General features: G+C 42.8%; 23 protein-coding genes. 4 read left to right on the plus strand and 19 right to left on the minus strand.

Annotated elements, in window-relative coordinates:
- Nucleotides 1–4: 4 nt before the first annotated feature.
- The 5 genes from QNH15_RS25850 to QNH15_RS25870 all read right to left on the minus strand — a co-directional run bounded on the left by QNH15_RS25850 (nt 5) and on the right by QNH15_RS25870 (nt 4,808).
- Nucleotides 5–454 carry a tripartite tricarboxylate transporter TctB family protein gene (locus QNH15_RS25850; protein ID WP_283891673.1) on the minus strand — a complete coding sequence of 150 codons (450 nt, stop codon included), beginning with the start codon at nt 452–454 and terminating at the stop codon, nt 5–7.
- A gap of 13 nt (nt 455–467) precedes the next feature.
- The gene (locus QNH15_RS25855) at nt 468–1,445 is read right to left on the minus strand and encodes a tripartite tricarboxylate transporter substrate binding protein (protein ID WP_283891674.1); all 978 of its coding nucleotides are present in this window, start codon (nt 1,443–1,445) and stop codon (nt 468–470) included.
- 191 nt (nt 1,446–1,636) lie between these two features.
- A complete protein-coding gene (locus QNH15_RS25860) occupies nt 1,637–2,320 on the minus strand; it encodes a response regulator (protein ID WP_283895769.1) in 684 nt (227 codons plus the stop codon).
- A gap of 23 nt (nt 2,321–2,343) precedes the next feature.
- A complete protein-coding gene (locus tag QNH15_RS25865; protein WP_283891675.1) occupies nt 2,344–3,936 on the minus strand; it encodes a sensor histidine kinase in 1,593 nt (530 codons plus the stop codon).
- Between the two features lie 17 nt (nt 3,937–3,953).
- Nucleotides 3,954–4,808 (minus strand): LysR family transcriptional regulator, encoded by an 855-nt coding sequence (locus QNH15_RS25870; protein ID WP_283891676.1) that lies wholly within the window; start codon nt 4,806–4,808, stop codon nt 3,954–3,956.
- Between the two features lie 134 nt (nt 4,809–4,942).
- On the opposite strand from QNH15_RS25870, the gene tcuA reads away from it, so the two are divergent.
- The 3 genes from tcuA to QNH15_RS25885 all read left to right on the plus strand — a co-directional run bounded on the left by tcuA (nt 4,943) and on the right by QNH15_RS25885 (nt 8,792).
- On the plus strand, nt 4,943–6,448 hold the full coding sequence (gene tcuA / locus QNH15_RS25875) for an FAD-dependent tricarballylate dehydrogenase TcuA (RefSeq protein WP_283891677.1): 1,506 nt from the start codon (nt 4,943–4,945) through the stop codon (nt 6,446–6,448).
- A gap of 156 nt (nt 6,449–6,604) precedes the next feature.
- Nucleotides 6,605–8,107, plus strand: a complete 1,503-nt coding sequence (locus QNH15_RS25880; protein ID WP_283891678.1) for a DHA2 family efflux MFS transporter permease subunit — start codon at nt 6,605–6,607, stop codon at nt 8,105–8,107.
- Nucleotides 8,108–8,192: 85 nt separating this feature from the next.
- On the plus strand, nt 8,193–8,792 hold the full coding sequence (locus QNH15_RS25885; protein WP_283891679.1) for an acyl-CoA-like ligand-binding transcription factor: 600 nt from the start codon (nt 8,193–8,195) through the stop codon (nt 8,790–8,792).
- Nucleotides 8,793–8,829: 37 nt separating this feature from the next.
- On the opposite strand, the gene QNH15_RS25890 is transcribed toward QNH15_RS25885, so the two are convergent.
- The 4 genes from QNH15_RS25890 to QNH15_RS25905 form a co-directional block, all read right to left on the minus strand.
- Nucleotides 8,830–9,930 (minus strand): sensor histidine kinase, encoded by a 1,101-nt coding sequence (locus QNH15_RS25890; RefSeq protein ID WP_283891680.1) that lies wholly within the window; start codon nt 9,928–9,930, stop codon nt 8,830–8,832.
- Nucleotides 9,927–10,607: a response regulator transcription factor gene (locus QNH15_RS25895; protein ID WP_283891682.1), complete on the minus strand. Its 681-nt coding sequence runs from the start codon at nt 10,605–10,607 to the stop codon at nt 9,927–9,929. Before QNH15_RS25895 ends, QNH15_RS25890 begins: the two co-directional genes overlap by 4 nt.
- A gap of 102 nt (nt 10,608–10,709) precedes the next feature.
- On the minus strand, nt 10,710–11,525 hold the full coding sequence (locus tag QNH15_RS25900) for an ABC transporter permease (protein ID WP_283891684.1): 816 nt from the start codon (nt 11,523–11,525) through the stop codon (nt 10,710–10,712).
- A complete protein-coding gene (locus QNH15_RS25905) occupies nt 11,522–12,502 on the minus strand; it encodes an ATP-binding cassette domain-containing protein (RefSeq protein ID WP_283895771.1) in 981 nt (326 codons plus the stop codon). The genes QNH15_RS25900 and QNH15_RS25905 overlap by 4 nt, the downstream gene beginning before the upstream one ends.
- A 286-nt stretch (nt 12,503–12,788) precedes the next feature.
- Here QNH15_RS25905 and QNH15_RS25910 point away from each other — a divergent pair, with 286 nt between their 5' ends.
- On the plus strand, nt 12,789–14,717 hold the full coding sequence (locus QNH15_RS25910; RefSeq protein ID WP_283891686.1) for a DUF2075 domain-containing protein: 1,929 nt from the start codon (nt 12,789–12,791) through the stop codon (nt 14,715–14,717).
- 131 nt (nt 14,718–14,848) lie between these two features.
- Here QNH15_RS25910 and QNH15_RS25915 read toward each other — a convergent pair whose 3' ends face one another.
- The 10 genes from QNH15_RS25915 to yycF form a co-directional block, all read right to left on the minus strand.
- Nucleotides 14,849–16,876, minus strand: coding sequence for an RNA-directed DNA polymerase (locus QNH15_RS25915; protein ID WP_283891688.1), 2,028 nt, complete (start codon nt 16,874–16,876; stop codon nt 14,849–14,851).
- Nucleotides 16,877–16,893: 17 nt separating this feature from the next.
- Complete coding sequence (locus QNH15_RS25920; RefSeq protein ID WP_283891689.1) at nt 16,894–17,895, minus strand: hypothetical protein; 1,002 nt, start codon at nt 17,893–17,895, stop codon at nt 16,894–16,896.
- Nucleotides 17,896–18,250: 355 nt separating this feature from the next.
- Complete coding sequence (gene rlmH / locus QNH15_RS25925; RefSeq protein ID WP_283891690.1) at nt 18,251–18,730, minus strand: 23S rRNA (pseudouridine(1915)-N(3))-methyltransferase RlmH; 480 nt, start codon at nt 18,728–18,730, stop codon at nt 18,251–18,253.
- An 81-nt stretch (nt 18,731–18,811) separates the two neighbouring features.
- The gene (locus tag QNH15_RS25930) at nt 18,812–18,976 is read right to left on the minus strand and encodes a CxxH/CxxC protein (protein WP_430667113.1); all 165 of its coding nucleotides are present in this window, start codon (nt 18,974–18,976) and stop codon (nt 18,812–18,814) included.
- 113 nt (nt 18,977–19,089) lie between these two features.
- Entirely contained in the window at nt 19,090–20,301 is a 1,212-nt protein-coding gene (locus QNH15_RS25935; RefSeq protein ID WP_283891692.1) for a S1C family serine protease, read from the minus strand.
- A 161-nt stretch (nt 20,302–20,462) separates the two neighbouring features.
- Entirely contained in the window at nt 20,463–21,260 is a 798-nt protein-coding gene (locus tag QNH15_RS25940) for an MBL fold metallo-hydrolase (RefSeq protein ID WP_283891693.1), read from the minus strand.
- A 15-nt stretch (nt 21,261–21,275) separates the two neighbouring features.
- Complete coding sequence (locus tag QNH15_RS25945) at nt 21,276–22,076, minus strand: two-component system regulatory protein YycI (RefSeq protein ID WP_283891694.1); 801 nt, start codon at nt 22,074–22,076, stop codon at nt 21,276–21,278.
- Nucleotides 22,076–23,464 carry a YycH family regulatory protein gene (locus tag QNH15_RS25950; protein WP_283891695.1) on the minus strand — a complete coding sequence of 463 codons (1,389 nt, stop codon included), beginning with the start codon at nt 23,462–23,464 and terminating at the stop codon, nt 22,076–22,078. Before QNH15_RS25950 ends, QNH15_RS25945 begins: the two co-directional genes overlap by 1 nt.
- Before the next feature lie 3 nt (nt 23,465–23,467).
- A complete protein-coding gene (gene walK / locus QNH15_RS25955; protein ID WP_283891696.1) occupies nt 23,468–25,315 on the minus strand; it encodes a cell wall metabolism sensor histidine kinase WalK in 1,848 nt (615 codons plus the stop codon).
- Between the two features lie 4 nt (nt 25,316–25,319).
- Nucleotides 25,320–26,024, minus strand: a complete 705-nt coding sequence (gene yycF, locus QNH15_RS25960) for a response regulator YycF (protein WP_090238483.1) — start codon at nt 26,022–26,024, stop codon at nt 25,320–25,322.
- Nucleotides 26,025–26,136 lie beyond the last annotated feature (112 nt).

Genomic DNA, 26,136 nt, shown 5'->3' on the forward strand with positions numbered 1-26,136 from the left:
TGTTCTACGGCAGACTTACTCCTAACAATTGACTAAAGCCATACCAAGTAATAAATGAAAAACCAACCGCCACCACGATATTGACGATCCATTTCTTTCTTCCGTTCAAATAAAATAACAACAATCCCAAAAACACAATGGTAGAAACCAGGAAGCCCACGATCTCAAAGATCAAGGAGTACACCACACCCAAAACGATCGATACCCCTATTAATTTCATGGCCTTGCTATTAAGTAATGCCTGTATATTTTCATTCACTTCATTGATCGTTTTCAGTTCTTTGAACAAGTAAATGATACTTAAAATAAGCATAAAGATACTTAAACCCATTGGAAAATACAGTGGCCCATTGGGATTACCAAGATTGGCCTTAGGTAACATGAAAGAACCGATTAAAAAGGCCGCACTGATCAAAATCATTAAAACAGGCATTCCGATTTTGACTATTTTCATTCTAATTGCCCCTTTATTTACCTAATCCCGATTTTTCTACCAAATCCCGATACTGCTTGTCCTGCTCTTCCAAAAACTTTTTCGTTTCGTTGCTGTCTTGGTAAAAGGTAGCCCAGTCGTTATTTTTAAGCAGCTTCTTCCACTCGTCGGTCTTGACCATCTCTCCTAATTTCTCATCCCAATATTTAATCTCCGCGTCCGTCATATCAGGAGGTCCCATAATTCCTCTCCAGTGCGGAAAGACCATATCGATCCCTTCTTCTTTCAATGTAGGCACATCTTTGATCGATTCATCTCTCTTATCAGCTGAAATGGCTAGTATTCTTAATTTTTTGGCCAAATGCTGCTCTTTAACCTCAGATAATGAAGTGGTTACTGCATTCACGTGTTTTCCTAACAGGGCGGTAACCACATCTCCGCCTCCGCCATCATAGACGAGAAAGTTTAAATCCTTGGCATTCACGCCCTTTTCACCAGCTGCCTGAACAAAAGCCAGATGATCATCATTCCCCAAGCCAGGTCCGAGACCTACTTTTATCGATTTTGGATCCTTTTTGATTTGATCAAATAAATCATTTACACTCTTGTATGGTGAATCCATAGGTACTGCAATCGCCTGCCACTCTGTAACGAGGGTGGCCAACGGTGTAAAATCCTTATACGTCAGCTTACTTTGGCCGAGTAAGTTATTGGTGAGGAGCAAGCTGGAATTAACAGCCAGGTAGTGGCTATTTTTCGTATGAAGGTAGTTCCACCCAACTTCTCCGCCTCCGCCGGGCTTATTGATGACATTGATATTATTGGATACGAGTTTTTTATCCTTGAGTATTTTTTGGACCGAACGCGCAGTTAAATCCCAGCCTCCGCCTGGTGCTGCCGGAGCAACAAACTCAATATTTTTGGTAGGATACTTGGCGTTGCCTGAAGTTTTGCTTGTGGAACATGCCGACAACAAAAGAACCGCAAACAACACGATGATCAATTTTTTCATGTGTTTCTATCCCCTTTTCTTTTGAATTTTGAGTTAATCGTAGATTTATTATTCAGAAATGTAAACGTTTTCTCAAAATTGTTCTTTAAAACCAAAAACCAAATTAAGTACATATTGTTCATATGTTAAAGGTTTCACAAGCAAAAGCCGGCCAAATAAAAAAGGAAAAGCACGATATATGTGCCTATCCTTTATATCTTCTTAAAAAAATAATGCCGTTCCGGCCGTCCGACGACTCCGTATACTTGTTCAACCGATGCCTTTTTGATACTCACCATATATTCAAGATATCTCCTGGCGGTTGTTCGGGAAGCTCCCATTTTTTCCCCTACTTTATCAGCGGTCAGTCCGCCGTCTTCCTTTTTCAGGACAGCGCTTACTTTATCCAACGTTAAATAATCAATTCCCGGAGGAAAGTCTATTCTTTGCTGTTGTTTTACTGCAGATTGTCCAAAAAAATGGTCAACCACTTCTTGATCCACCTCTGAAATGGAGTTAAACAAGCGCCTGTTTTCTTTGTACTTCTCTATCGTTTTAACAAAAACTTCCAACGTCACAGGTTTAATTAAATAATTTTCCACGCCTAATTTTAACGCCCGGTTTAAGTAGTTCTTTTCCTTGGCAGCCGTTATTAAAATGACATCAACCGCAGGGTGCTTCTCCCTAATTTCTATTAAAAGATCAATTCCCAATTGATCCGGCATGTAAATATCCATTAACAGTAAATCTACCGATTGACCATGATGGTCCAGCAGTTCCATCGTTTCTTTTGCATTCAGAGATTTTCCCACCACCTTCATTCCTTTAACATGGGATAAATACTCTTCATGAATCTGGGCAATCCGGTAATCATCCTCTGCGATAACCACATTCATTACATCCACGTGCTAATCCCCCCTTAAGAAGCCTTTGGCAAATACACGGTAAACACCGTTCCTTCACCACTGCCGCTGCTATACTCAATCGCACCTCCCAGTGAGCCTACCTCGATTTCCACGTTAAAAAGACCATACCCTCGGTTTTTCCCTTTTGACGATAACCCTTTTTGAAACAGTTGGTGTTCCATCTCTTTTTGAATTCCCGTTCCGCTATCCTGCACCTCAAAAATGATTTCATTTCCAATATCCGTTACAAAAAAGCTTACCTTTTTTTCCTTTGTATGCTTAACCGCATCAAAAGCATTGTTAATCAGATTGCCTAAAATAATAATGAGTGAAGATAAGTTGATTTCTTCCGGGAGATACGCCAATGAGCTTTCTTTGTCGATGACAAAATCGATTTTCTTTTCTGATGCCTGTGCGATCTTCCCGAGCAAGATGGCCTGTAACCGTTCATCGTTTATCTTCGTAAATAGCAGATCTTCTTCCACTGTTTGAATATGTGTTTCACTTTTGATAAATTCAATCGCCTTCTCTTTTTTATCCAGCTGCAGAAGCCCCAGAATGGCATACAACTTATTGGTAAATTCATGAGATTGCGCCCGCAGATCATCCGAATATTCCTTTACCTCAGAAAGGGCCTCAATCATATGCTTGAATTCGGTGCGATCGCGGAAACTGGCAACCGTACCTATCTTTTTCCCATCCTCTATAATGGGCTGTGTATTGATAATCATCATTTTCTCTTGGTATTGAATTTCAACATTTGTTTGTTTTTCATTACTGCCAAGAAGCTCCAGCATTTCACTGGATTGAATCACATCTGATACTTGTTTTCCTTCTGAATGGTCATCTATATCCAATAGATCATGGGCCGACGAATTCATCATGGTAATAGATCCTTCCTCATCTACCGCAAGGATTCCTTCTTTCACCGATTGGAGGATCGCTCCTCTCTCCCTGAACAGGGCGGCAATTTCAGAGGGTTCAAGGTTCAGGGTATCTTTACGGATACTCTTTGTCAGTAAATAGCTCGCAATCACTCCAATCAGTAGAATAATAATCGATGCTGTGAAGATCTTTTTTATATCTTCCCAAATACTGGCATATAAGGTGTCCACATCATACAGGACAACAACGGCTCCCTCTATCTTCTTATACTTCCCATAACTCACCACGATGGGGGCGACTGCTTTTAACACTTCTTTCCTGTCCTCTGTCGTTTTTAAGACATAACTGCTTCCGAATGTAAGCGCTTTATCATTATCCTTTGCCTTTATATCCTTATAGACTTGAAGCCCGTCTGTCGAAGCAAAAGTGGCGCCATTACGATTTTGAAAAAAGACGGTAATCGGTTCAGGTTCTCTTTGAATCTGCTCGATCAACATTCCAAGATTAAGAGTCTTTTGCCCAGATCGGAAGTAGTCATGAAGAACCGGCATATACGATAAGGTTTTAACTGTCTGCAAGGATAGCTGTTCTGCTTTTGCAATATCATCTTTTCGCTTCATGAGGATGAACATGGAGGACAATGAAATAACGATAAAGACAATCAACAAGATAATTAACGTAAGTATTTTAACCTTTAAAGAAACAGCCAGAAGTTTTCTCATTTCCTTCCTCCGTTTTATCACGACCCTTTATCCATAAACTCAATAAATGTTTTTACAACAGAAAGATCCAATGACCGTTCGTTAAAAATGAGCCATGTATTTCTGACCACTTTTTCATCATGAATGTACATTTCATAGGTATTCAGCTTCTCGTATCCTTCCAGGCATATGGCAGGCAAAATCGCATATCCCAACCCATTGAGCACCATTTCCCGGCAAGTTTCGATTAAATCGACCTCCATCGTTATGGTCGGCGGGTGGTCAAACGATTCTTTCCACCAGGCATCAATCACACTTTTCAGGGAGGGATCTGTGTTGTAATTAATCCTCGTCAGGTAAGGCAGTTGGTCGATATCGATCTTACTTTTCGATACAATACAAATGCTTTCTTCATCCAGTAATAATTTTGGACCCCGCCAATCACTGACATCGCGTATAATCCCGATATTTGCTTCTTCTTTATTGATCATTTGAATCACCTGATAACTAAACCCGGCTTTTAGGTGAATGTCCACTTCAGGATAATCGTTTAAAAAGTTTGCCAGGATGCCCGGAAGCCTGTAACGGGCAAATGTTTGAGATACTCCGAGCCGCAGCGTGCCTTTTATGGCTCCTTGCAGATTTGCCAAATAATCCTTCATTTCGTTCAGCCGGTGTGTCATATCCGTGGCATATTGAACCACATACTCGCCTTCCTGCGTAAAATCAACACCTCTTTTTCTACGGGAAAGAATTCTCACATTTAATTCCTGCTCCAGTTGTTGAATACGGTATGTAAGAGACGGTTGTGAGATATACAATTTCTCAGCCGCTTTAGTGATATTTCTCTCTTCATGAATGGTTCTTAGAATCAGCCAGTCTTTTTCATTCAATTTTACTTCACCTATCTTGTTAAAAATAAAGAATATCTATCGCTGCGCATAGAAATTCAATATTTTATCTATTTGTTACAGTTTACTATAATTATCATACTATTAGTAATACTCAAAATAATAGGAGGGGCCCAATGTCAAAAGCATATGATGTGATTGTTGTGGGGGCGGGAAATGCGGCTTTATGTGCAGCGATTTCTGCAAAAGAAAACGGAGCAGAAGTGTTGGTTCTAGAAAAAGGACCCATCCATAAACGTGGCGGCAATTCCTTTTTTACAGACGGAGCGATCCGTTTTGCCTATTCGGAGCTAAAAGATATTCGAAAAGTTATACCTCAGTTAAAAGACGAAGAGGCAGACACGATCGTCATGCCTGAGTACAGCACGTCTGATTATTACAATGATTTAATGAGAGTCACCGAGCAGCAAAGCCATCCCGAATTAGCCGGACAATTGGTGTCAAAGTCCTATGAAACGATCGTATGGATGCGCGGACACGGTGTCGAATTTGAATTAAACTATGAAAACCAGTCGTTTGAAAAAGAAGGGAAGATTCACTTCTGGGGCGGGCTTCCGGTCAAGACAAAGGATAAAGGCATTGGCCTGATTAAACAGCTGGTAAAGCGCGCAAACGAGCTGAACATTGATATCTGGTACGATTCACAGGCTGTCCGTCTGCTCACTGACAATGAGCAGATATCGGGAGTCGTCATCCAGCAAAAGGGACAAGAACAAACGGTGGAAGCCAAAAGCGTGGTATTGGCTTGCGGAAGTTTTGAAGCCAATAAAGAGATGCGCTCCAAGCATATTGGTTCTGAGTGGGAAGCCGCGATTGTAAGGGGAACGGAATACAACACCGGGGACGGCATTAAGATGGCGCTTGAACTAGGCGCTCAAACCTTTGGCGAATGGGATGGCTGCCATTCCATCGGAACAGATGCGAACGTTCCAAAGGTAGGCGATTTTACCAAGCCTGGTGATATTTTCAAAAAGCACTCTTATCCACTGGGGATCATGTTAAACAAGGACGGGCACCGCTTTGTCGATGAAGGAGCGGACTTCAGGAATTATACCTATGCGAAATACGGCCGTGAAATTTTAAAACAGCCCGATCATGTGGCTTACCAAATCTTTGATTCCCAGGTCAGACCGCTGCTGCGAAAAGAATACAATTTGGAGGAAGCAACGGTTTATGAGGCCAATACCCTCGAAGAATTGATTGAGCAATTGCCGGTAAATAAAGCACAATTCCTGCAGACGATTGAAGAATATAATGAGGCGGTTCAGGAGGGAGACTATAATCCTTCCGTAAAAGATGGGAAGGGAACAAAGGGCATCACCCCTTCAAAAACGAACTGGGCACTCAAAATTGAAGAAGGACCCTTTTATGCTTTTCCGGTCACCTGCGGGATTACGTTTGCCTTTGGCGGACTGCATGTCAATTCCGATGGCGAAGTGCTAAACGAAAAACAAGAACCGATTAACGGCCTTTTTGCAGCAGGCGAGATGGTTGGCGGCATTTTCTACAAAAACTATCCCGGCGGTTCCGGATTGATGTCTGGCGCAGTCTTTGGAAAGATATCGGGCTCTCAGGCTGCTAAATATGTTGGTGTACACCGCGAGAATGCAGCATTGAAATAAACGATTCAGAATAAAGTATGAAGGAGGCTGAACATGGTGTTCAGCCTCCTTTTCATGTGACCGAATTTCACCCCTCAAAAATATTTTGACAGTTACTTTCATTTAATATAAACTTTCATTATAAATTAACTTTCACTTTTAAAGGGGATGGATGAGATGATGGATATGCAGACACGGAGATGGTGGGTGCTTGGTGCGTTATCTTTTGCTTTATTGGCTGTAGGGTTTGATATGACCGTGCTGAACATCGCTTTGCCTACATTGGCAACGGAATTGGACGCTAACACAAGTGAGCTTCAATGGTTTGCGAATTCCTACAACCTCGTTTTGGCTGCTTTATTGCTGCCTGCCGGAATGCTTGGCGATCGTTATGGACGTAAAAAAATGCTGTTGATGGCCCTTGTGCTTTTCGGTCTTGCTTCCTTAGGCTGCGCTTATTCCGATTCACCGGAAATGCTGATTGGCATGCGGGCTGTTCTTGGCCTCGGTGCTGCCTTTCTTATGCCACTATCCATGTCCATTCTTCCCGTGCTTTTTTCAGGAGAAGAACGGACAAAAGCGATGATGATCTGGGCGACCGCAAACATGATGGGAATTCCATTGGGACCAATTGTAGGCGGATGGCTGCTGAAGCATTATGAGTGGGGTTCTGTATTTTTGCTTAACCTTCCATTTGTAGTCACTGGCTTGCTCGCCATTGCTATCTTAATGCCTGAATCCCGAAGCCAGAGAGCTTCAAAAATAGACTATTTCGGTGTTGCAGCTTCCAGTCTTGGACTCGTGGCCGTTACTTATGGCGTCATTCGGGCAGGCGACAAAGGCTGGAGCACGGGCAGCGTGCTGATTTCCATTGCAGCTGGAGTGATTCTTTTGGCTGTCTTTGTCTATTGGCAAAGAAAAACGAAGCATCCGCTCATTGATTTATTGTTATTCCGTTCACCAAGCTTTACATGGGGAGCGATACTGGCTACCTTGGTTTCCTTCGCGATGTTTGGGATTCTTTTTACCATCCCTCTCTTTTTCCAGGCGGTCAAAGGGATTGATACACTTGGCACCGGCCTCCGTCTGCTGCCGTTAATTGCAGGATTGATCGTGGGGGCAAAAGTCTCGGGAAATCTGGTTAAAAAAGCAGGGACAAAAAATAATGTCGCTTTTGGATTTTTCTTTCTGGCTGCAGGCCTGGCAGCCGGAGCACTGACCAAAACGGGCAGCACGTTCAGCTTTTCAGCCTTTTGGATCACGATCACAGGAATCGGGCTTGGGCTGGCCCTGCCTACCGCTATGGATTCTGCACTTGGGGTGCTTTCCGCGGAAAGAAGCGGAGTTGGTTCAGCTCTGATTATGGCCATGCGCCAGGTTGGCGGTGCTTTTGGTGTAGCGGTTTTGGGTACCATCCTGAACTCAAGCTACCGCAACGGACTGGAGCTGACCGGCCTGCCCGCAAAAGCGGCCCATGCGGCAGAACAGAGTGTATCAGCAGGAGTAGCGGTTGCCATGCAATTAAAGTCCGGCACCTTATTAACAAACGTAAGGGGAGCATTTGTTGAAGGGATGGATACCATGCTGATCGCCTGCGCAGGAATTGCCATCATCGGAATAGCGGCAACATTAGTCTTCCTGCCCCGCAAAGGTTCCCAGTCCGAAGAAAAGAGTGCGTAGGGACGGATAATTGTGTACCGGTTGATAAAGTTGTAAACTGTAACATAGAGACGAATTGTACAGTATCCAACACAGGGGTGATCTATTGTCCTCAGAACATCAACCAAAACCCAGTCTTCGCGAGCGGAAAAAAGCAAAAACAAGAAACAGCATCCAGCAAAACGCGATGCGCTTGTTTCAGCAGCAGGGATACGCTGAGACCACCATCGAGCAGATTGCGGAAGCTTCGGAAATTTCACAGAGCACCTTTTTCCGCTATTTTCCTACCAAGGAATCTGTCGTATTTTATGACGATTATGATCCTCTCTTAATCCATGCATTTAAAAAACAACCCAAGGAATTAACGAGCATTCAGGCATTTCGCAGTTCCGTAAAGTCCGGTTTAGTCCAAATACCGGAAAAGGAGAGGGAGGCGCTTCAGGAACGGATGCAGCTTATCATGTCCATTCCCGAACTCCGTGTGGCTTCCTTCAACCAGCTCGCCGATACATCCCAGATGATTACGGAGCTGATCGCCGAACGGGAGAATCGCGAATCCAGTGATCAGGACATCGTTACACTCACCGGGGCACTGATGGGAGCCATTGTCTCCTCGCAATATTACTGTGTTCAGCACCCGGAGACCGATTTTATCGATGCCCTGGACCGAGCCCTCGCCTTCCTGGAAGCAGGAATGCCGTTATAGAGGAAAAGACCTGCCGGTTCTTATCCGGCAGGTCTTTTTAGTATTCGTTTGCTTTATTTTCTTGGTTTATCACTTCATTTAAAGCAACAGTAACCGACGTACCCTTTCCAGGCTCACTTTCAACGTGGATACTGCCTTTATGCAAATCGATGATCTTTTTTACGATGGGTAGTCCAAGACCGCTGCCCCCGTATTTTCGGTTGCGGGACTGATCAGCTTTATAAAATCGTTCAAAAATATGAAGGAGGGCCTCCTGGTTCATGCCGATTCCAGTATCTTTTATGTTAACGATCAGCGAATCGTCTTCTTTTTTGAATGCCTCGACTGAAATAGTCCCTTTTTCCGGTGTGAATTTAATGCTGTTATGAAGCAGGTTAATCCATACTTGATCCATTAAATCCCGATCCGCTGTGATCGATAGACTTTCAAGGTCAATCTCCATGTTGATTTGTTTCTCGGTCCATTGCGGCTCATTAGCCAGAATGATTCGGCGAATTTGGTGGTCCAGCCGGTACTCCGTTAACTCAAAGGGTGGATGCTCGGACTCCAATGAAGTGAGCTTTAAAAGATTATCGCTTAATTTTGAAAGCCGTATACTCTCCGTTTCGATAATGTCCAAGTAGTGTTTGCGTTCGTCATGGCTCAAATTCTCGTTCTTGAGCGCATGGGCAAATCCCATGATGGATGTGAGAGGAGATTGAATTTCATGGGAGACATTCGAGATGAATTCCTGCCGCATTTCCTCCATCTTCCCCAGCTTTTCCGCCATATCGGTAATGCTCTCGACGATTCTGGAATAAGGGTGATCGCTGCGGCCGCCCATTTGCTGCGTATAAAAGGACAGATCGATCTTAAAGTTTCCTTCAGCCATCATTTTCATAGCGTTAATCAAGGGATGCAGGAATTTCTCCTGCCGAGCCCTGACCCAGGGTATTCTGGTAATCAAATAGACTCCGCATCCAAAAATAAAAAATCCCAGCAAGGAATTAATAATCTGTCTTAAAAATTCATGAGGGACACCGTCGTTTCGTTCATAAACATATCCGGTCAGCCAATAGGCACAGGACCAGCTGATAAATAACGCAGTAATAACAGCCAGAAAACCAAAGACTCGTTTCACCCATTCCGGAAGCTTCATGAATGAACCTCCAGCCGGTAGCCCAGCCCGCGGACAGTAGAGATTTTAAACGGGCAATCCTCATCAGAAAACCGCTGCCGCAACCGCTTGATATGGACATCGACCGTGCGTTCATCACCCGCATAGTCAAAGCCCCAAATGTCTTCAATTAATTGCTCTCTGGAAAAGATTTTTTGCGGATGGGAGGCGAGCATAAATAAAAGCTCAAACTCTTTTAGCGGCAAGTCAATCGTCTCTTTGCCCAGTAGGACTTTATTGGTGTCGCGGTCAATAACGGCATCGCCGATTTCTATTCGATTGGAAAGATTAATCTGATACCGTTTCAACAAAACTCTCACCCGTGCCGCCAGCTCCGCTCCGGCAAAAGGCTTCACCAGGTAATCGTCTGCACCAAGGTCAAACCCTTTTACTTTTTGAGCCGTTTCTCCTTTGGCGGTGACCATTAATATTGGGAGCTTATCTGAATAATAGGTGCGTACTTCCTGACAAAATGCATACCCATCCATATTCGGCATCATGATATCAAGAATGATGAGATCAATTTTATGTTTATCAAGCAAGGAAAGAGCGGCTTCCCCATCTGCTGCCTCTACCGTGGATAAGCCTTCTTTCGCCAGAATGACATGTATTAATTCCCGGATATGCGGGTCATCATCAACAATTAATATTTTTGCCATCGTATTCATTCCTTTTATAACAAAATAGTGAGAACCGCCAATTCAAAGGGTAGTTCTCACAAGCTCAATGATCTTTATTTTAGCATTTCCATTCGTTGTTCACTAGGCACGCCGCATATAAGCGCGTACCGTGATTGGCGCAAAAATCGCCACGATCACTGCCGCTCCAATCAGGGAGATCGTGAAGTCCCAGCCCACTGTGCCGGAGTTGGTTAACTCTCGTACAGCTGTCACCAGGTGCGAGATAGGATTAATTTTTACAAACCATTGAAGCAGCTTAGGCATGGTTTCTGCCGGCACAAAGGCGTTCGAGAGAAACGTGAGCGGAAACAGAACAAGCATTGAAATTCCCTGTACGCTTGAAGCGGTACGCGAAATGACCCCGAAGAAAGCAAAGATCCAGCTGATGGCCCAGGAACATACGATGACGAGAAGTCCGGCAACAACGACTGCGCCTAATCCGCCCTCAGGACGGAGTCCCATCACATAGCCCATGGAAAACGTGAGTACCGTTGCGATCGTGTACCGTATAGTGTCAGCCAGCAACGCCCCCGCTAATGGGGCGATGCGCGCGATGGGCAGCGACTTAAACCGGTCGAATACGCCTTTATCCATATCCTCCCGCAGTTGTACGCCTGTCACGATAGAGGTTGTAATCACCGTTTGGACGAGGATCCCCGGAATAATAACAGGCAAATAGTTGTGCACATTCCCCGAGATCGCTCCGCCAAAAATATACGTAAACATGAGCGTAAAGATAATTGGCTGAAGAGTCACATCAAATAGCTGTTCAGGTGTACGTTTAATTTTAAGCAGGCCTCTGTAAGCCATCGTTAACGAATTTCTTACGGATTCCCGAAAGCTCGTTTTCCTGCGAAGTTTCCGTTCATGAGGTGCTTTTATCGTTGTGCTGCTCATGCTAACTCCTCCTTTTTCACCGGTGTATGGGATGCCGTACTTTGGCCAGTGATCGACAGGAATACTTCATCGAGCGTTGGTTTTTGCACACTTAATTCTTCCAGTTGAATACCGGCTTCTCTCAGGGTGATTAACAAATCTGTCACCCGGTCCGCATCAGCCATCGGTGCGGTGATCTTTCCGCCTTCCGCCGTTACCGCAGACTTGACGTTAAGCACTCGCTCCACAATCAAGCGGGCCTTTGACAACGATTGTTCGTTTTGAATGCTTAAATGCAGGGAGGAGGTGCCAACTGATTCTTTCAGGTCATTTACCGTGCCTTCTGCCACAACCCGGCCGTGGTCAATCACTGCGATTCGGTCAGCCAGTTCATCCGCTTCCTGAAGATATTGTGTAGTGAGTAGGACCGTTGAACCTTCCTTAACTAACTGGCGGATTGTATCCCACATCTGGTTTCGTGTCCGTGGATCAAGTCCTGTCGTAGGTTCATCCAAAAAGATGAGAGGCGGCTGGGCAATAAGGCTTGCGGCCAGATCCAGCCTGCGGCGCATACCGCCTGAGAAATGTTTAAGCGGACGTTTTGCCGCTTCCGTTAGACCAAACTCCTCCAATAACTCCATAGCCTTGCGCTTGGATTCTGCCCGGCTCAGCCCCAGCAAACGAGAAAAAATCACGAGGTTCTCCGTCGCACTGAGTGACTCATCGACGGACGCATACTGGCCGGTCACTCCGATCAACTGACGAACAATTTGCGCATCCTTCGCCACATCGTATCCGAAAATTTTTGCTGAACCTGCATCCGCCTTAAGCAAGGTGGCCAGCATCCGAATCGTCGTCGTTTTCCCCGCTCCATTCGGGCCAAGCACGCCATAGATGCTGCCCGCACGAACATTTAAATCCACGCCATCCACCGCGCGGTTCTCACCAAATACCTTAACCAAACCATGCGCTTCCACAGCCAAGTCTTTATGATCCATACCTTTTCTTTTATTGGTAAATTGATTCAATGGAAATCCTCCCTCTAACTCTTTAACTGATTATGAAGGTAATGATAAAGGATTAATGTGAACTGAATATGAACTGGGAGGAAATAAAAAAGGAAGCTCAATATGTCTTCACTTATAATTAGTTTTTTTGAAATTATATTTATTAGCCAAAAGATAAAGCCTATAAAATCAAATAATTTTTGGCGTAATTTTCCAATACCTCTTACAATAAGTGATAAAATATAGGCACTAAACTCTCCAAAGAGGTGACATCAACTTGATCATTTATGAAGCGACAAAAACGGAATTTATCTCTGATGTTACAAATGAACTTCTTGTGGAACGCCTTTACGACTCCTATCAAAAGAAAATCGGCCGGACGAGTAAAAGTGAAATACACTCATGGGAGAATTCACTCCAACGAATGTCAAATGTCATGCAGGATAAAGAAATCCCAGATGATTCGGCTGTTGCCATAGAATTTAAGATACCCAATACATCCAAACGGGTTGATTTCTTAGTAGCCGGTCACGATGGCCTTCAGGATCATGTTGTAATTGTGGAATTGAAGCAATGGTCGGTGGTTGAGAAGGTAACTTCCAAGGATGCGCTTGTTTCTACCTATCTCGGAGGAGGGAAGCGGACAGTCACCCATCCCTCTTATCAGGCATGGTCATATGCTGCCTTAATTCATGACTTTAATCAAAATGTACAGGATCAGCATATTTTGTTGGATCCCTGTGCCTATCTACATAACTACAGGAAAACAGAAAATGACCCGTTAATGGATCCTCACTATGCAGATCATCTGGAGAAAGCACCGGTTTTTGCAAAGGGTGAAATACAAAAATTAAGGGACTTTATTAAGAAGTACGTTCGTTTCGGTGACCGTAATCAGTTAATTTATCAAATAGAACACGGCAAAATTCGTCCTTCAAAGTCATTACAGGATTCTCTTGCAAGCATGTTGAAAGGGAACGAGGAATTTGTACTGATTGATGAACAAAAAGTTTTTTATGAAGATGCCTTTCATTTAGCATTGGAGAGTATTAAAACGAGCAAAAAGAGAGTTATGGTCATTGAAGGCGGACCAGGAACAGGGAAATCAGTTATGGCTGTAAACCTTCTTGTAAATCTTATTAATCAGGAACTAACAGCCCTCTATGTTTCGAAGAATTCAGCTCCACGTAATGTGTACGCTTCTAAATTGAAAGGCACCATTAAGAAAACCCAGATTGATAACCTGTTTAAAGGATCCGGAAGCTTCACGGAATCCGATAAGGATGAATTTGACGTTCTCATAATTGATGAAGCACACCGTCTAAATGAAAAGTCCGGTCTATACAGTAATCTAGGAGAAAATCAGATAAAAGAGGTAATCCACTCATCAAAATTTACGATTTTCTTTATCGATGAGAACCAAAAAGTCACATTAAAAGATATTGGCAGCATTGATCTCATAAACAAGTATGCAAAAGAGCTAAACGCTGAACTGATTCAGGGTAAGCTTGTTTCACAGTTTCGCTGTGATGGGTCTGACGCCTATATTGCCTGGCTGGATGACGTTCTTCAAATTAGGAACACGGCTAACGCAAATGACCGTGGCATAGATTATGACTTCAGGGTCTGTGATGATCCGAATGCCATGCTGAGGGAAATTGAAGAACTCAATAAGAAAAACAACAAGTCACGTATGCTCGCAGGATACTGTTGGGAATGGCCAACGAAAGGCAGGAAAAACACATTACATAAAGACATTGAACTACCGGAATACAATTTTAAAATCAGCTGGAATCTATCAGACAGCATCTGGGCCATTGAACAGGATTCCGTCTCAGAAGCCGGCTGCATCCATACGTCTCAAGGACTCGAATTTGACTACGTCGGTGTTATAATAGGACCGGATATTTCTTATAAGGATGGCCATGTGGTTACAGATTATACTAAGCGCGCTAAAACCGATCAATCTCTTAGAGGAATTAAAAAACTGGCCAAAGAGGATTCTGAGAAAGCACAAGAACTGGCAGACCAAATTATCAGAAACACCTACCGAACCCTTATGACGAGAGGGATGAAAGGGTGCTTTATCTTTTGTACAGATCCTGAGCTGAATGAGTATTTTAAAGAGCGCTTGAACAAATCTGTTCCTTATGAAAATTTGTCTCCTAAGGTAGAGGTGGCAGCCGAGGAGGGAGGTAAATATTAAAGATAATAAGGGAGAACGTGAGTAAGATGCCCACATTAAAAAGGCGGAACCCGAATCACTTTCGTATTCTCCACCCTATTGTAGCCAAGCGGACGCGACGTGACTCTGTCGAGCAGTTACCTGCCAAAAACTTAATACTCCTCTTCAATTTCATACTGTCTTATATTAGAAGCTTTGTTCACATTTGTAGTTAAGAAATTAAAAAACCAGTTATTATCTTTCCCTGCTCTAACTAATCTATGATTTTCGTTTACTTCAGTTTCTTTGTTTTCTTCCTCTACTCTTTCAGCTTCCTCGGGTTCCTCCTCTGCTCCTTCAGCTTCCTCGGGTTCTTCCTCTGCTCTTTCAGCTTCCTCGGGTTCTTCCTCTGCTCTTTCAGCTTCCTCCGGTTCTTCCTCTGCTCTTTCAACTTCCTCGGGTTCTTCCTCTGCTCCCTGAGCAGTGTTTATTTTGATAATTTCTTTTTCGACCTTACTAATCAATTCTTGTATTAAATCAGCTTCAATTGAAAAAGAATACTCTTCAATTATTCTTTCCAAGATATCTTGTGCTTTTAAGGTCTTTAAATTATTTTTATAGTGATTTAGACATAAAGTAATGATAGACATCTTTAAATTCTCTAATCCCTTAGAATATGTAGAGTCCACAAATGATATATTGTTATTTAAAAGCTGTTGGAAAAATTTATCATCTTTAAAATGCTTATTATTCTTGTCTTGCCCTAGCCAACCATAAATACAACACTGATAATAGAAGAGCCAATTGCTATCATAAAGACTTTCTTCTGTAAGAAGGCTTTCATAGTAAGAAAAATCTAAAGTCCCTTTTAAAAGATTTTTTGAATTTAATATCATTACTAATATATTTATTATTGCATTATCATTCTTCAATAAAAATTTACTTACATCTTCTTCAATAGGAATACTCAACTTTGCTGCAAAACTAAGAGCCCAGGATACCTCAAAATCATTTCTTAACTCCACATTATCCTTGATAAGAATATTAATAAATTTTTTTATTCTTTCATAATTTAATGGATAACCTCTATACTTATATCCTTCAATAGTTTCAAAAACTGTTGGCATTATTGTTGAATCTACTAGGATAGATTGTAATAACAATGATTCGAATATATCCCAATTTTCTTTATGTATTACAACCCCTCTTAATACCTTGACTGCATAGTTTAATATTCCCTTTTCTTCTAATTGAATTTTATATTTAAAAGCCTTACTGAAGAATTCTTTGATATCAGTATGTTGCAGATAAATTGATTGTCTCTTATCCTTTTTACTTCCTCTAAATTTATACTTTTGAAAGTAATACAACCACTCTGATTCCAAAGCTTGTGGTATTTTAATTACTTTAGTTTTAGAAATATTTAAATCTAACCCATAATTTTTTAGTATTTTATTTAAAATATTTAGAGCTCTTTCTGCTTCTTCAGATGAACTAAAATAATATTCCATATCGTCTGTATATCTATAACCTACTAAACCATCTCCATATTCACTTTTAAAATCTTCATCTATTTTTGTACCGACTATTTCCTGTATTATGAATGAGGCAACAGGTCCAATAGGAATTCCAATAGTTTGCCCATCCTGCATGTTTCTTATTAACCTATCAATCACGTTACCATAGTAGCTATCATCTCTTTGTTTTGCTTTTGCGACCTCTTTTGTATGAAGTGCCCATGGTATTGAATGAGTATAAATACTCGGATAATACCTTGTAATATCTGCTTGTAAAATATATCTTTTAAATACCAGATTATGTAATCTTCTATTAATCTTCTCTGACATTTTATATTTTGGTTCTATGCTGCTTTCATAAATTTGTGGAGTTGTTAAGGAAAACTCTGATTTTGAGAAATGCACCTCTAAACCATCCCAATTATCTTCAATTAATCTTGCTAGCAATATATAGTGTAGTGGATGTGGAATAGATAAAACTCTACGAAAGTTTTCTGTCTTCGGGATTGAAAAATCTATTAATTTGCACCATTTATTTAGCACTTCTTTTGATAACCTTGATTTTGTTAAATCAAGGTTATCTAAACTCTCACATAATGAAGTAGATTTAAATTCACCTGGTATTTGGCTAGCAAAATATCCTGAAGATAGTATTTTTTTTGCAATTTGTTTATCTCCTGACAAGTGGTTTCACATCTCTTTCAAGGCATAAGTTGATTAATCAATAACAATTTATTTATTATATTCTTGATTTTATTAAAGTTATCTTCAAACTGATTTTCAATATACTTCAATATTTTCACAGAATAATCATTATCATATTTTTGTTTACTATACTCTACACTAAATGTATTCATTTTATCCTTACAATTCTCAATAAATTCATTAAAGTCAACAATATCCTTCTTAAATAATTTGAAAATACTATAACCATATTTAAGTCTAATTTTCACTTGAACTTCAATACAATTACTTAGATCAATATCGTTAAAGGTAGATAGTAACTGTGATGTTTTAGTATCAGTGGTTGCAACGGTATTCCATTCAAAATTCACAAAACCATAATAGGATTTTATATTAATATTCCTAATATCGTTACAATTAATTTTAAATCCTTTAGGAAGAATTAAATTTGGCCGCTTAATTTCCTTACCATCCTTAACTCTAAAAGTTATATCTTCTCCTACAATAGAATCTACATCTATATATCTATAATTAACAAGTAGTTCTTTTAGTTTTTGTAAGGTTACTGTTTCTGTATATTTATTGCGGCTATGTTTAATAATGCGAGACAAAATAATCTGAGCCACAATATTATTACTAAAGTTATAAAACTCTATATTCTTTTCAAAAACCCTTTCTATTTTTACCCTTTCTTTATTTTTTACACCTAAGTTATCCATTAAAACTCTTGCATTGACACTTGAAGGATTATAAGGTATATCAATAAATTTATTAGAACTTAAATCATAAGTAAAAATAAAGTCTCTTTCAAAAACTTTTTCATTAGTTGCCAGCATTAATTTAATTGATGCAAATATAGTTAGTAACAATAATAAGGCTAAAAAAGCAACAAACAATAATCTATTTTCACTATAAAACTCAGTAAATAATACATTGGCTATAAGTCCTATCTCCCCACCCAATATAAATACAGATAAGATAAATATCCATAACTCTTTCCTCTTTAGATGTATCTCCATAAGTACCTCCCTATTGATAAATTTATTACCAATTACTTTTGCTAAGCAAAGATATAAATACTTTTAAAAACCCCATTTTTATTCTACAATTTTATCAATGTAATTTCTACTTTATTTCCCATTATTGTTAAAAATTTTAAAAACAACCCCACTAATTTTTCACCTTTGATCAATAAGTTTTTATTAACATTAATGAATGTATTGTTTACTATCTACTCTTTCATTTTATTAAACGTAAATGAGTACCTTACTAATATAACTTGATAAACATATTACTGTTTGTATCATTGAAACAAAAAAAAGAAGCGTCAAAACATTGCGTTTTACTTTGACGCCTCAAAAAAGACCTATATACTCACTTATGATAAGGCTCCCCTCGATTAATCCGAAACGCCCGATAGATCTGCTCCACCAGCACCAGCTTCATCAGTTGATGCGGATAGGTGATCCTTCCGAAGGAAATCTTTTCATTCGCCCGCTTCATTACTTCATCACTGAGTCCCAGTGATCCGCCGATGACAAAGGCCACTTTGCTTTTGCCGTAGGTGGCGAGCTGATCGAGATTTTTGGCCAAGTCTTCTGAGGAAATCAGTTTGCCTTCAATCGCCATGGCAATGACGTGGGCGTCCTGGGGGATTTTGGCCAGGATGCGGTCGCCTTCTGCTTTTTTGACGAGCTGCATTTCCTGGTCGCTCAGGTTTTCGGGTGCTTTTTCGTCCGGTACTTCGACAATGTCGATTTTTGCGTATGGTCCGAGCCGCTTTACATATTCGTCAATTCCCATTTTTAAATACTTTTCTTTCAGTTTGCCAACCGTTACAACTAAGATATTCACAGGGGAAAACTCCTTTTATAAACAACTTATCCACTAAAGTTATCCACATATGCACAGATTCTATCCACATTTAGTATAGGATCACTCGTTCGACACTTTATATATGGCCGTTTTATCGCAATATGTACAGATTGTTGATAACTTTTCTTCTTCTGTTAATAACTCCAGGTTCGGGTAAATTTCCAATTCATCGATCAATTCGTCGATTCCGATATCCACATGTTCATCACAGCAATATTTCTTCAAAATCATTCTCCTTATCCACAAGATACTCTCCTCGTATTTTAACACAAAGCGCACCTTCGCTATTCTCTTGTTTTATTCGACAAAAAAATCAGGAGAAGGCTCTCCTGATTTTGTTATGATGATTTTTGCATCGCCAGTTTCACGGTGACGTTTTTCTTTTTGCCTTTGCTGTAATAGGTGATATCAAGTTTGTCTCCGACCTTTTTCTTGTAGAGCGCTTTACGAAGCTCCAGCGGAGATCCGATCTTCTTGCCGTCAAACTCTGTGATCACATCCATTTCTTTAATGCCTGCGCGGTCAGCTGGTGACAATGGTTCAACATCCATTACCACGACTCCTGAATTCACGCTGGATGGCAGCTTCAATGTAGTTTGACGGTGATAGCTGCTGACCTGTGACAGCGGGATCGGTCCTACTCCAAGGAACGGACGCTTCACTTCGCCATACTTTTCTAGGTCATTAATGATCGGCTTGGCGGTATCGACAGGGATCGCAAATCCGATTCCTTCTACTTCCTCCTGAGCGATCTTACTGGAGTTGATGCCGATGACCTGTCCTGCAATATTCACGAGCGCACCGCCACTGTTACCCGGGTTGATCGCGGCATCCGTCTGGATGACTTCTGCCTGCCAGTCCGGGTTGCCGTCTTCATCAATATCAACCGGCATCGTACGGTCGGCACTGGAGACCACACCTTCTGTAACCGAACCAGGGAAGGTGCCGAGCGGGTTACCGATCGCAATTGCCGGTTCACCCGGCTTCAGCGAGCTGGAAGATCCGAATTGTGCCACTTTCTTCACCTTGCTTCCGTCCACTTCCACCACCGCAAGGTCCATCAGCGGATCAGTTCCACGAAGTGTTCCTTTCAGCTTCGTACCGTTGCTCAAGGTCACTTCCAGACGGGATGCATCCTTAACCACGTGGTTGTTCGTGACAATATACGCTTTGCCGCCTTCTTTTTTATAGATAACACCAGAGCCTGAGCCGGCAGCCTGCTGCTTTCCGCCCTGATTCCAGAATTGACCCTGCTGGATATTCAGGACTTCAACTACGGTATCTCTTGTTTTCGCGACGGCATCTGTCACATTATTGGTGACATTCACCTTCACGTTTTTCGTAATGCCGGACTCTTCCGTTCCTCCACCATTATTGTTGGAACTGGAGTAATTCTCAGGCAGCAGCCCCATGCCCCCCAGGGCAGGAACCGAAAATAAGATTAGCAGTCCGCCAAGGATGGCACCCACAAGGGCAGCCAGCAAAAAACCGCCGCGGTTTCCTTTTTGCCTTTTGGGACCGGATTCATGATCATCATCGTAATAGCCCATTTCCTGCTTCACCGTTCCTTTCACGAGTATAATAAGTGCTGTAATGTATATTTAATTATAAAAAATTAGCACCACGGCTTAAAAATTATGGGTAATTTTTCACACTTTTCCACACATATGTTATTGCCTTAAATTCTTGAGCTTAAACAGAAAAAAACCGACTAAACCAATACAAGTTCAGTCGGCTCTGTGGCATCCGTATGATGAAGCTGAAGATCTTCACCAATCACAAATCCCTTGCTTTCAAGCGTTTGCTTAACTGCCAGGTGGGCAATGTCCTTCATGTTGTTGTCCTTACTTAAGTGAGCCAGATAGATGCGCTTTGTCTGGTCGCCGATCAAATCATTAAGCGCATAGCCGCAATCTTCATTGGAAATATGCCCGTGATCGCCCAAAATTCTTCGCTTAATGTTCCACGGGTAGCGGCCCATCATCAGCATATTGATGTCATGGTTCGACTCCATGACAAAGGCGTCACTGTGCTTTGTGATGCCCTTCATACGGTCGCTGACATAGCCGGTGTCCGTCATGAGCGTCAGCTTCTTCCCCTCGTGATGGAACACATAGAACATGGGCTCTGCTGCATCATGGGACACACCAAAGGATTCGACCTCCAGATCGCCGAACGTCTTCACGCTTTCCATTTCAAACTCAAACTTTTGCTCCGAATCTACTTCACCGATCAATCCGTTCATCGCTTTCCACGTTTTGGCGTTGGCATAGACCGGCAGTTTATACTTTCTTGCCAGTACGCCAAGCCCTTTAATGTGGTCGCTGTGCTCATGGGTGACGAGAATGCCGTCAAGCTGGTCCAGCTCACAGCAGCCCGCCTTTTCAAATAAGAGTTTCATCTGCTTTGCGCTCAAGCCGGCATCCACTAAGAGACGGGATTTCCCCGTTTCCACATAAATCGCATTTCCTGTACTGCCGCTTGCCAGCACGCTAAATTGCAAACTCATGAAGTATAGTCCTTTCTATTGTCCTTTGTCCACTTCCTGTACCGAACTGTCTGTGGCATTGACGAAGTAATGGTCATTTTGAGTTTCAATGGACCAGGTCGGTGCATACACCTGCACATTTTCGACGTTTGCCAGACTATAGTAACCAAGGACAATTTTTTCAATTTTATCACCGATTGACAAATAGTTGTTTCTGTAGAGTTTCTCAATGGCCTTCATTGGCGGTATAATTTCCTGTTTTGTGCCCTGCCGGTAGACCGAGATAAACGTTTGAGTGTACCGGGTCAGGTAGCCTTTGTCATTCCATTCGAACATCACCATCCCGCTCGGACGGCTCGAATCGTCTGCGGTATTAAAGAATATCGGTTTTCCCTGGTACACCTGAGTGAACCAGATTTTACGATTCTTTGTATCTTTCTTATAAAACTGGTATTCGTTGCCGCGGTACACGTTATCCTTCAAAAATTGGCTCACATCGCGGGTCAGGTCATCCTTATCCAGCTCCACCGGCTTCTTCAGGTCAAAAATAAGCGTGGTATCCGTGCTGTTCTTGTTCAGCTTGCTTGTCTTCGCCTTGATCTCGTTTTCCGAGAACGGTGCCCGCTGTCCGCTGATGAGCGTCTGCTTCTCATCATAGCTCTTTGGAAGACTGTCTTTGTATTTGATGTTGTTGTCTTCGAGCTGCTTTTCAAGCGTCGGATTAAAGATCGTATCCAGTTTGCTTTTCGCCAGTTTTTGTGACAATTGATAGCCGAGGAAGATGTTCAAAATCAAGAACGTTAAGATAAAAATGGTTTTTGTTTTTTTCCAATCCATCAGTTCTCTCCCCCAGGCTTACGACTGTCATGAAACAATGGCTGCCAGTCATGATTGGGGCCGTAGTTCACAAACCACGCAGGCTTGAGCATGTACACGTTGTCCTGGCCCTTCTCATGGCTCATGTCATATCCCACGGCCAGTTTGTTGACAAGGGACATGTCATACTCTTTCAGTGCCGCTTTGATCTGTTCGGCCCCCTGCAGCCGGACCTCTTTCGGCTTAAATGAATTCTCATCGATCACAAGCTCGACCATGGACCGCTGATAATCATTCAGTTCATTGTTGGTCCAGTCCAGCCTCATCTCCATATTGCCTCCAATGATCGGGATTCCCCTCACAAAAGGAAGAAATGCAACAGACCCGCTCGAAGGGTCCAGGTTATAGAAGAAATAAGGATTTCCCCAGCCCGCATGGTTGTTGATGAAGTCGACACTGTTAAACAGCGGGCTTCTCGTTTGCTGGGTAATGTCCTCATCCGGCTCCTGGGCGAAATTCGTATACTTGATGCGGTTGCTCGTGCGGTTAATTTCGAGCGCCGAGTTTTCATCCGTATAATAGTCGCCGGTATTTCCACTTTTCACCGTACTTGGATCCGGGAACAGCGCATTTTTGTACCGGTCGATCGTATCTTCATTCACTGTACGGGCCAAATAACTGTAGGAATTCAGCGTGAAACTGCGTTTAGGAAAATAGAAACGGCGGGCCACTTGTGCTCCTTCATTCGTTCCGCTTTCCACATTAAATGGTTCGTATTCCAATACACCTGTTTTCGCATCATTGATGATATTTTTCAGCGAATCAAACGGGAAGGTCGTGCTGGCCGTAATCATCTTTCTCTGAGAATAGGAGATGATATGGGCTTCCACCTCATTGGTATCTTTCTTGTAAAAGATCACCCGGTCCGCTGTAGGAATGGCGAATGAACCTCCGGATGAAGCCATGTTGAAAATCTGGCTGTAAAGATCCGACGTCATGTCTGTCGGATAAATCACTTCGATGTATTCCTTTTGCTTCAATTGATCATCCACCCCGTTAAACGGGCGGGTTTTTGTGTCAAAGAACTTCGTGTTATCAAGCATCTGGTTGATGCGCGAGATGAATTTGTCATTGGCCGGCATTCCCCGGTACGAATTTTTGTCGTAAAAAATGACCTGGCTCGGACGGATCACATCCGTCACTTTCTTCGTATCCGTCACTTCTGCTTTTTTCACTGTCCGGGTGTCCTCAATGGCCGTATAATTGGGCTTCAACGTCCAAAGGCTCCACGTAAGAACAAGGCTCAGCGCGATCAGAAATACAAGCACAATCGACTTGATCACTTCAAAATTCTTGTAGACTGACTTTACGATAAATTTAATAGCGTTGTAGATTTTTCTCCACGTCATGCGTTATTCCCCCTTTACCTTTTTTAAAGGAAGGGTAAAATGGATCGTCGTTCCCTGGCCCCATTCACTCTCAGCCCAGATGTCCCCGCCGTGGGCCAACACAATTTCCTTGGTAATCGCGAGGCCGAGGCCTGTACCCCCTAAGTCTCTGGATCGGGCGCGGTCTACACGGAAAAACCGGTCAAAGATCTTCGACACGTTGTTTTTCGGAATGCCGACCCCCTGGTCCGAAATGCTTACTTTTATTTTTCTGCCGTGAAGGGAGGCCGATATCGAAATCGTGCCTCCTTCAGGCGAGTATTTAATCGCATTCGAGATGACATTATCAACCACTTGTGTCATCTTGTCGGTGTCGATCTGCACCATGATTTTACGCTCTGGCAGGTTCCTTATAAAACGGAGGTGCTCGTGCTGCAGCATTTCAAACCGGTCGATGATGTCCTGCAAAAACTGGACAAGATCGGTTTGAACAAAATTAAACTTGTAATCTTTGCTGTCCATTTTGGAAAGCTGCAAAAGGTCGGTGACCAGGCGGATCATCCGCTCGGTTTCATTTTGCGTAACCTCCAAAAAGCGGGGAGCGATGTTCTCATCCTGCCATGCCCCTTCAGCCAGTGCTTCGAGGTAACTCCTCATGGTGGTCAATGGGGTACGCAGCTCATGGGATACGTTGAACACGAATTCTCTGCGCTCGTTTTCAATCTGCTCCTGCTCGGTAACATCATGCAGAACCGCGATCAGACCGTTTACCGGTCCGCCTTCCTTCTGGATCACAGAGAAATTCGCGCGCAGTACGTAATGAACCTTGTCTGTGCTGAAATCAAGCAGCATGCTCTCATATTCATTGTACAGCTCGTCCCACGTATACTGGTCGTTCAGCCGGAGCAGCTCCAGCAGGGAATTGCCAAGCGCATGCTGACGGGAGATGTTGAGCATCTCCTCGGCCCGGTCGTTCATGAGGATAATGCAGCCATCCCGGTCGGTGGCGATTACACCGTCGGTCATATACGTCAGGACCGAACGAAGCTTTCGCCTTTCGCTCTCGGTAATGGCGGTCGCTTCCTGCAGCTTTCGGGTCAGATCATTGAACGTCATGGAAAGCTGACCGATCTCATCGTCGCCATAAACCTGCACCTTACGCGAAAAGTCACCCCGCGCCATCACCAGCGCCTGCTTTCGCATATCGGCCATCGGGCGTGTGATCGTCCGCGCAAGAAAAATACCGAGTATCGCGGTTATTACCAGGGCAATAACGGTACCGGTCGTCAAAATTTTATTAATGTCACTGATTTGCTTATACACGCTCTCGATCGATGATTTGACATAAATCGCGCCAAGAACCTGTTTGTTCTTGTCCACCTGCTGATCCTTGCCGACAATTATGGGCTTGGCCCAGACAATGACCCGCTGATTCGTTGCCTTGTCATACATCTCGGATTGATCCTGGGTCCCGTTCAATGCCAGCTTGATCTTGCTGTTCGTGCTGACCTGGCCAATCAAATTTTTGCTGTCGCTGCCAATGACCACCCCGTCTTTGTTCAACACAAGAACGGACTTGATGTTCTCATCCTTGGTCTCATTGATCAGCTGGGCAATATCCGTTGTCAGCGTGTTGCTGTTGCCATCTTCTGTCGTTTCCTTCATCTGCTGGGCATCAAGAATCTTCTGCTCCGCATTGAACTCAAAGAAATCCAGATTGTTTTTTAACGCACTGATGTAGTTTTCTTTTAAGTTGTCTTCAAGATTGTTGATGAAGTAAACGCTGATGACCTGCATCGCGATCAAAATGAGCAAAACATAGATCAATACAAACTTAACGTGTATTGATCTGAAAAAGCCTACCTTATCCATTTGTCTACTCCTGATCAGGATTTCGTAAGTAATAGCCCACGCCGCGTCTCGTTATAATCCAGAGAGGATGGCTTGGGTTGTCTTCCACTTTTTCACGGAGACGGCGGACGGTCACATCCACGGTCCGGACATCGCCAAAATAGTCGTACCCCCATACGGTTTGAAGCAAATGCTCCCGTGTCATGACTTGTCCAATGTGCTTGGCCAAATAATACAGAAGCTCAAACTCCCGGTGTGTCAGCTCAATGGATTCCCCGCGCTTGGTTACCAAATACGCATCCGGATGAATGGTGAGCGAGCCAATGATAATCTCGTTGTTCTCATCCACTTCACGCTCTGTCTCCTGCTGATGGCGGCGCAGGTTCGCCTTTACACGGGCGATCAGCTCGCGCGTGCTGAACGGCTTGGTCACATAATCATCGGCCCCAAGCTCAAGACCAAGAACCTTATCAATCTCCGAGTCTTTCGCCGTCAGCATGATAATCGGCGTATCGTACTTTTTCCGGACTTCCCTGCATACTTCCATTCCATCCTTCATCGGAAGCATGATATCCAGAAGAATCATGTCCGGCTTTTCACTCTCTATCTTTTCGATCGCCGATACACCATCATACGCACAGGTGACCTGGAAACCTTCTTTCTCCAGATTGAACTGCAGAATATCTGCAATCGGCCTCTCGTCATCTACTACAAGAATCTTTTTGTCCATCCGGTAGTCGCTCCTTTTTTGGAAACCGTTAATTTTTAGTATCTATATAGATCTATGGATTGGATAATTTTTGGCATGTCTACCCTTTATTTTACCACAATATCTAAATTCT

This window comes from Fictibacillus enclensis (genome assembly GCF_030123385.1).
Classification (GTDB): Bacteria; Bacillota; Bacilli; order Bacillales; family Fictibacillaceae; genus Fictibacillus_C; species Fictibacillus_C enclensis.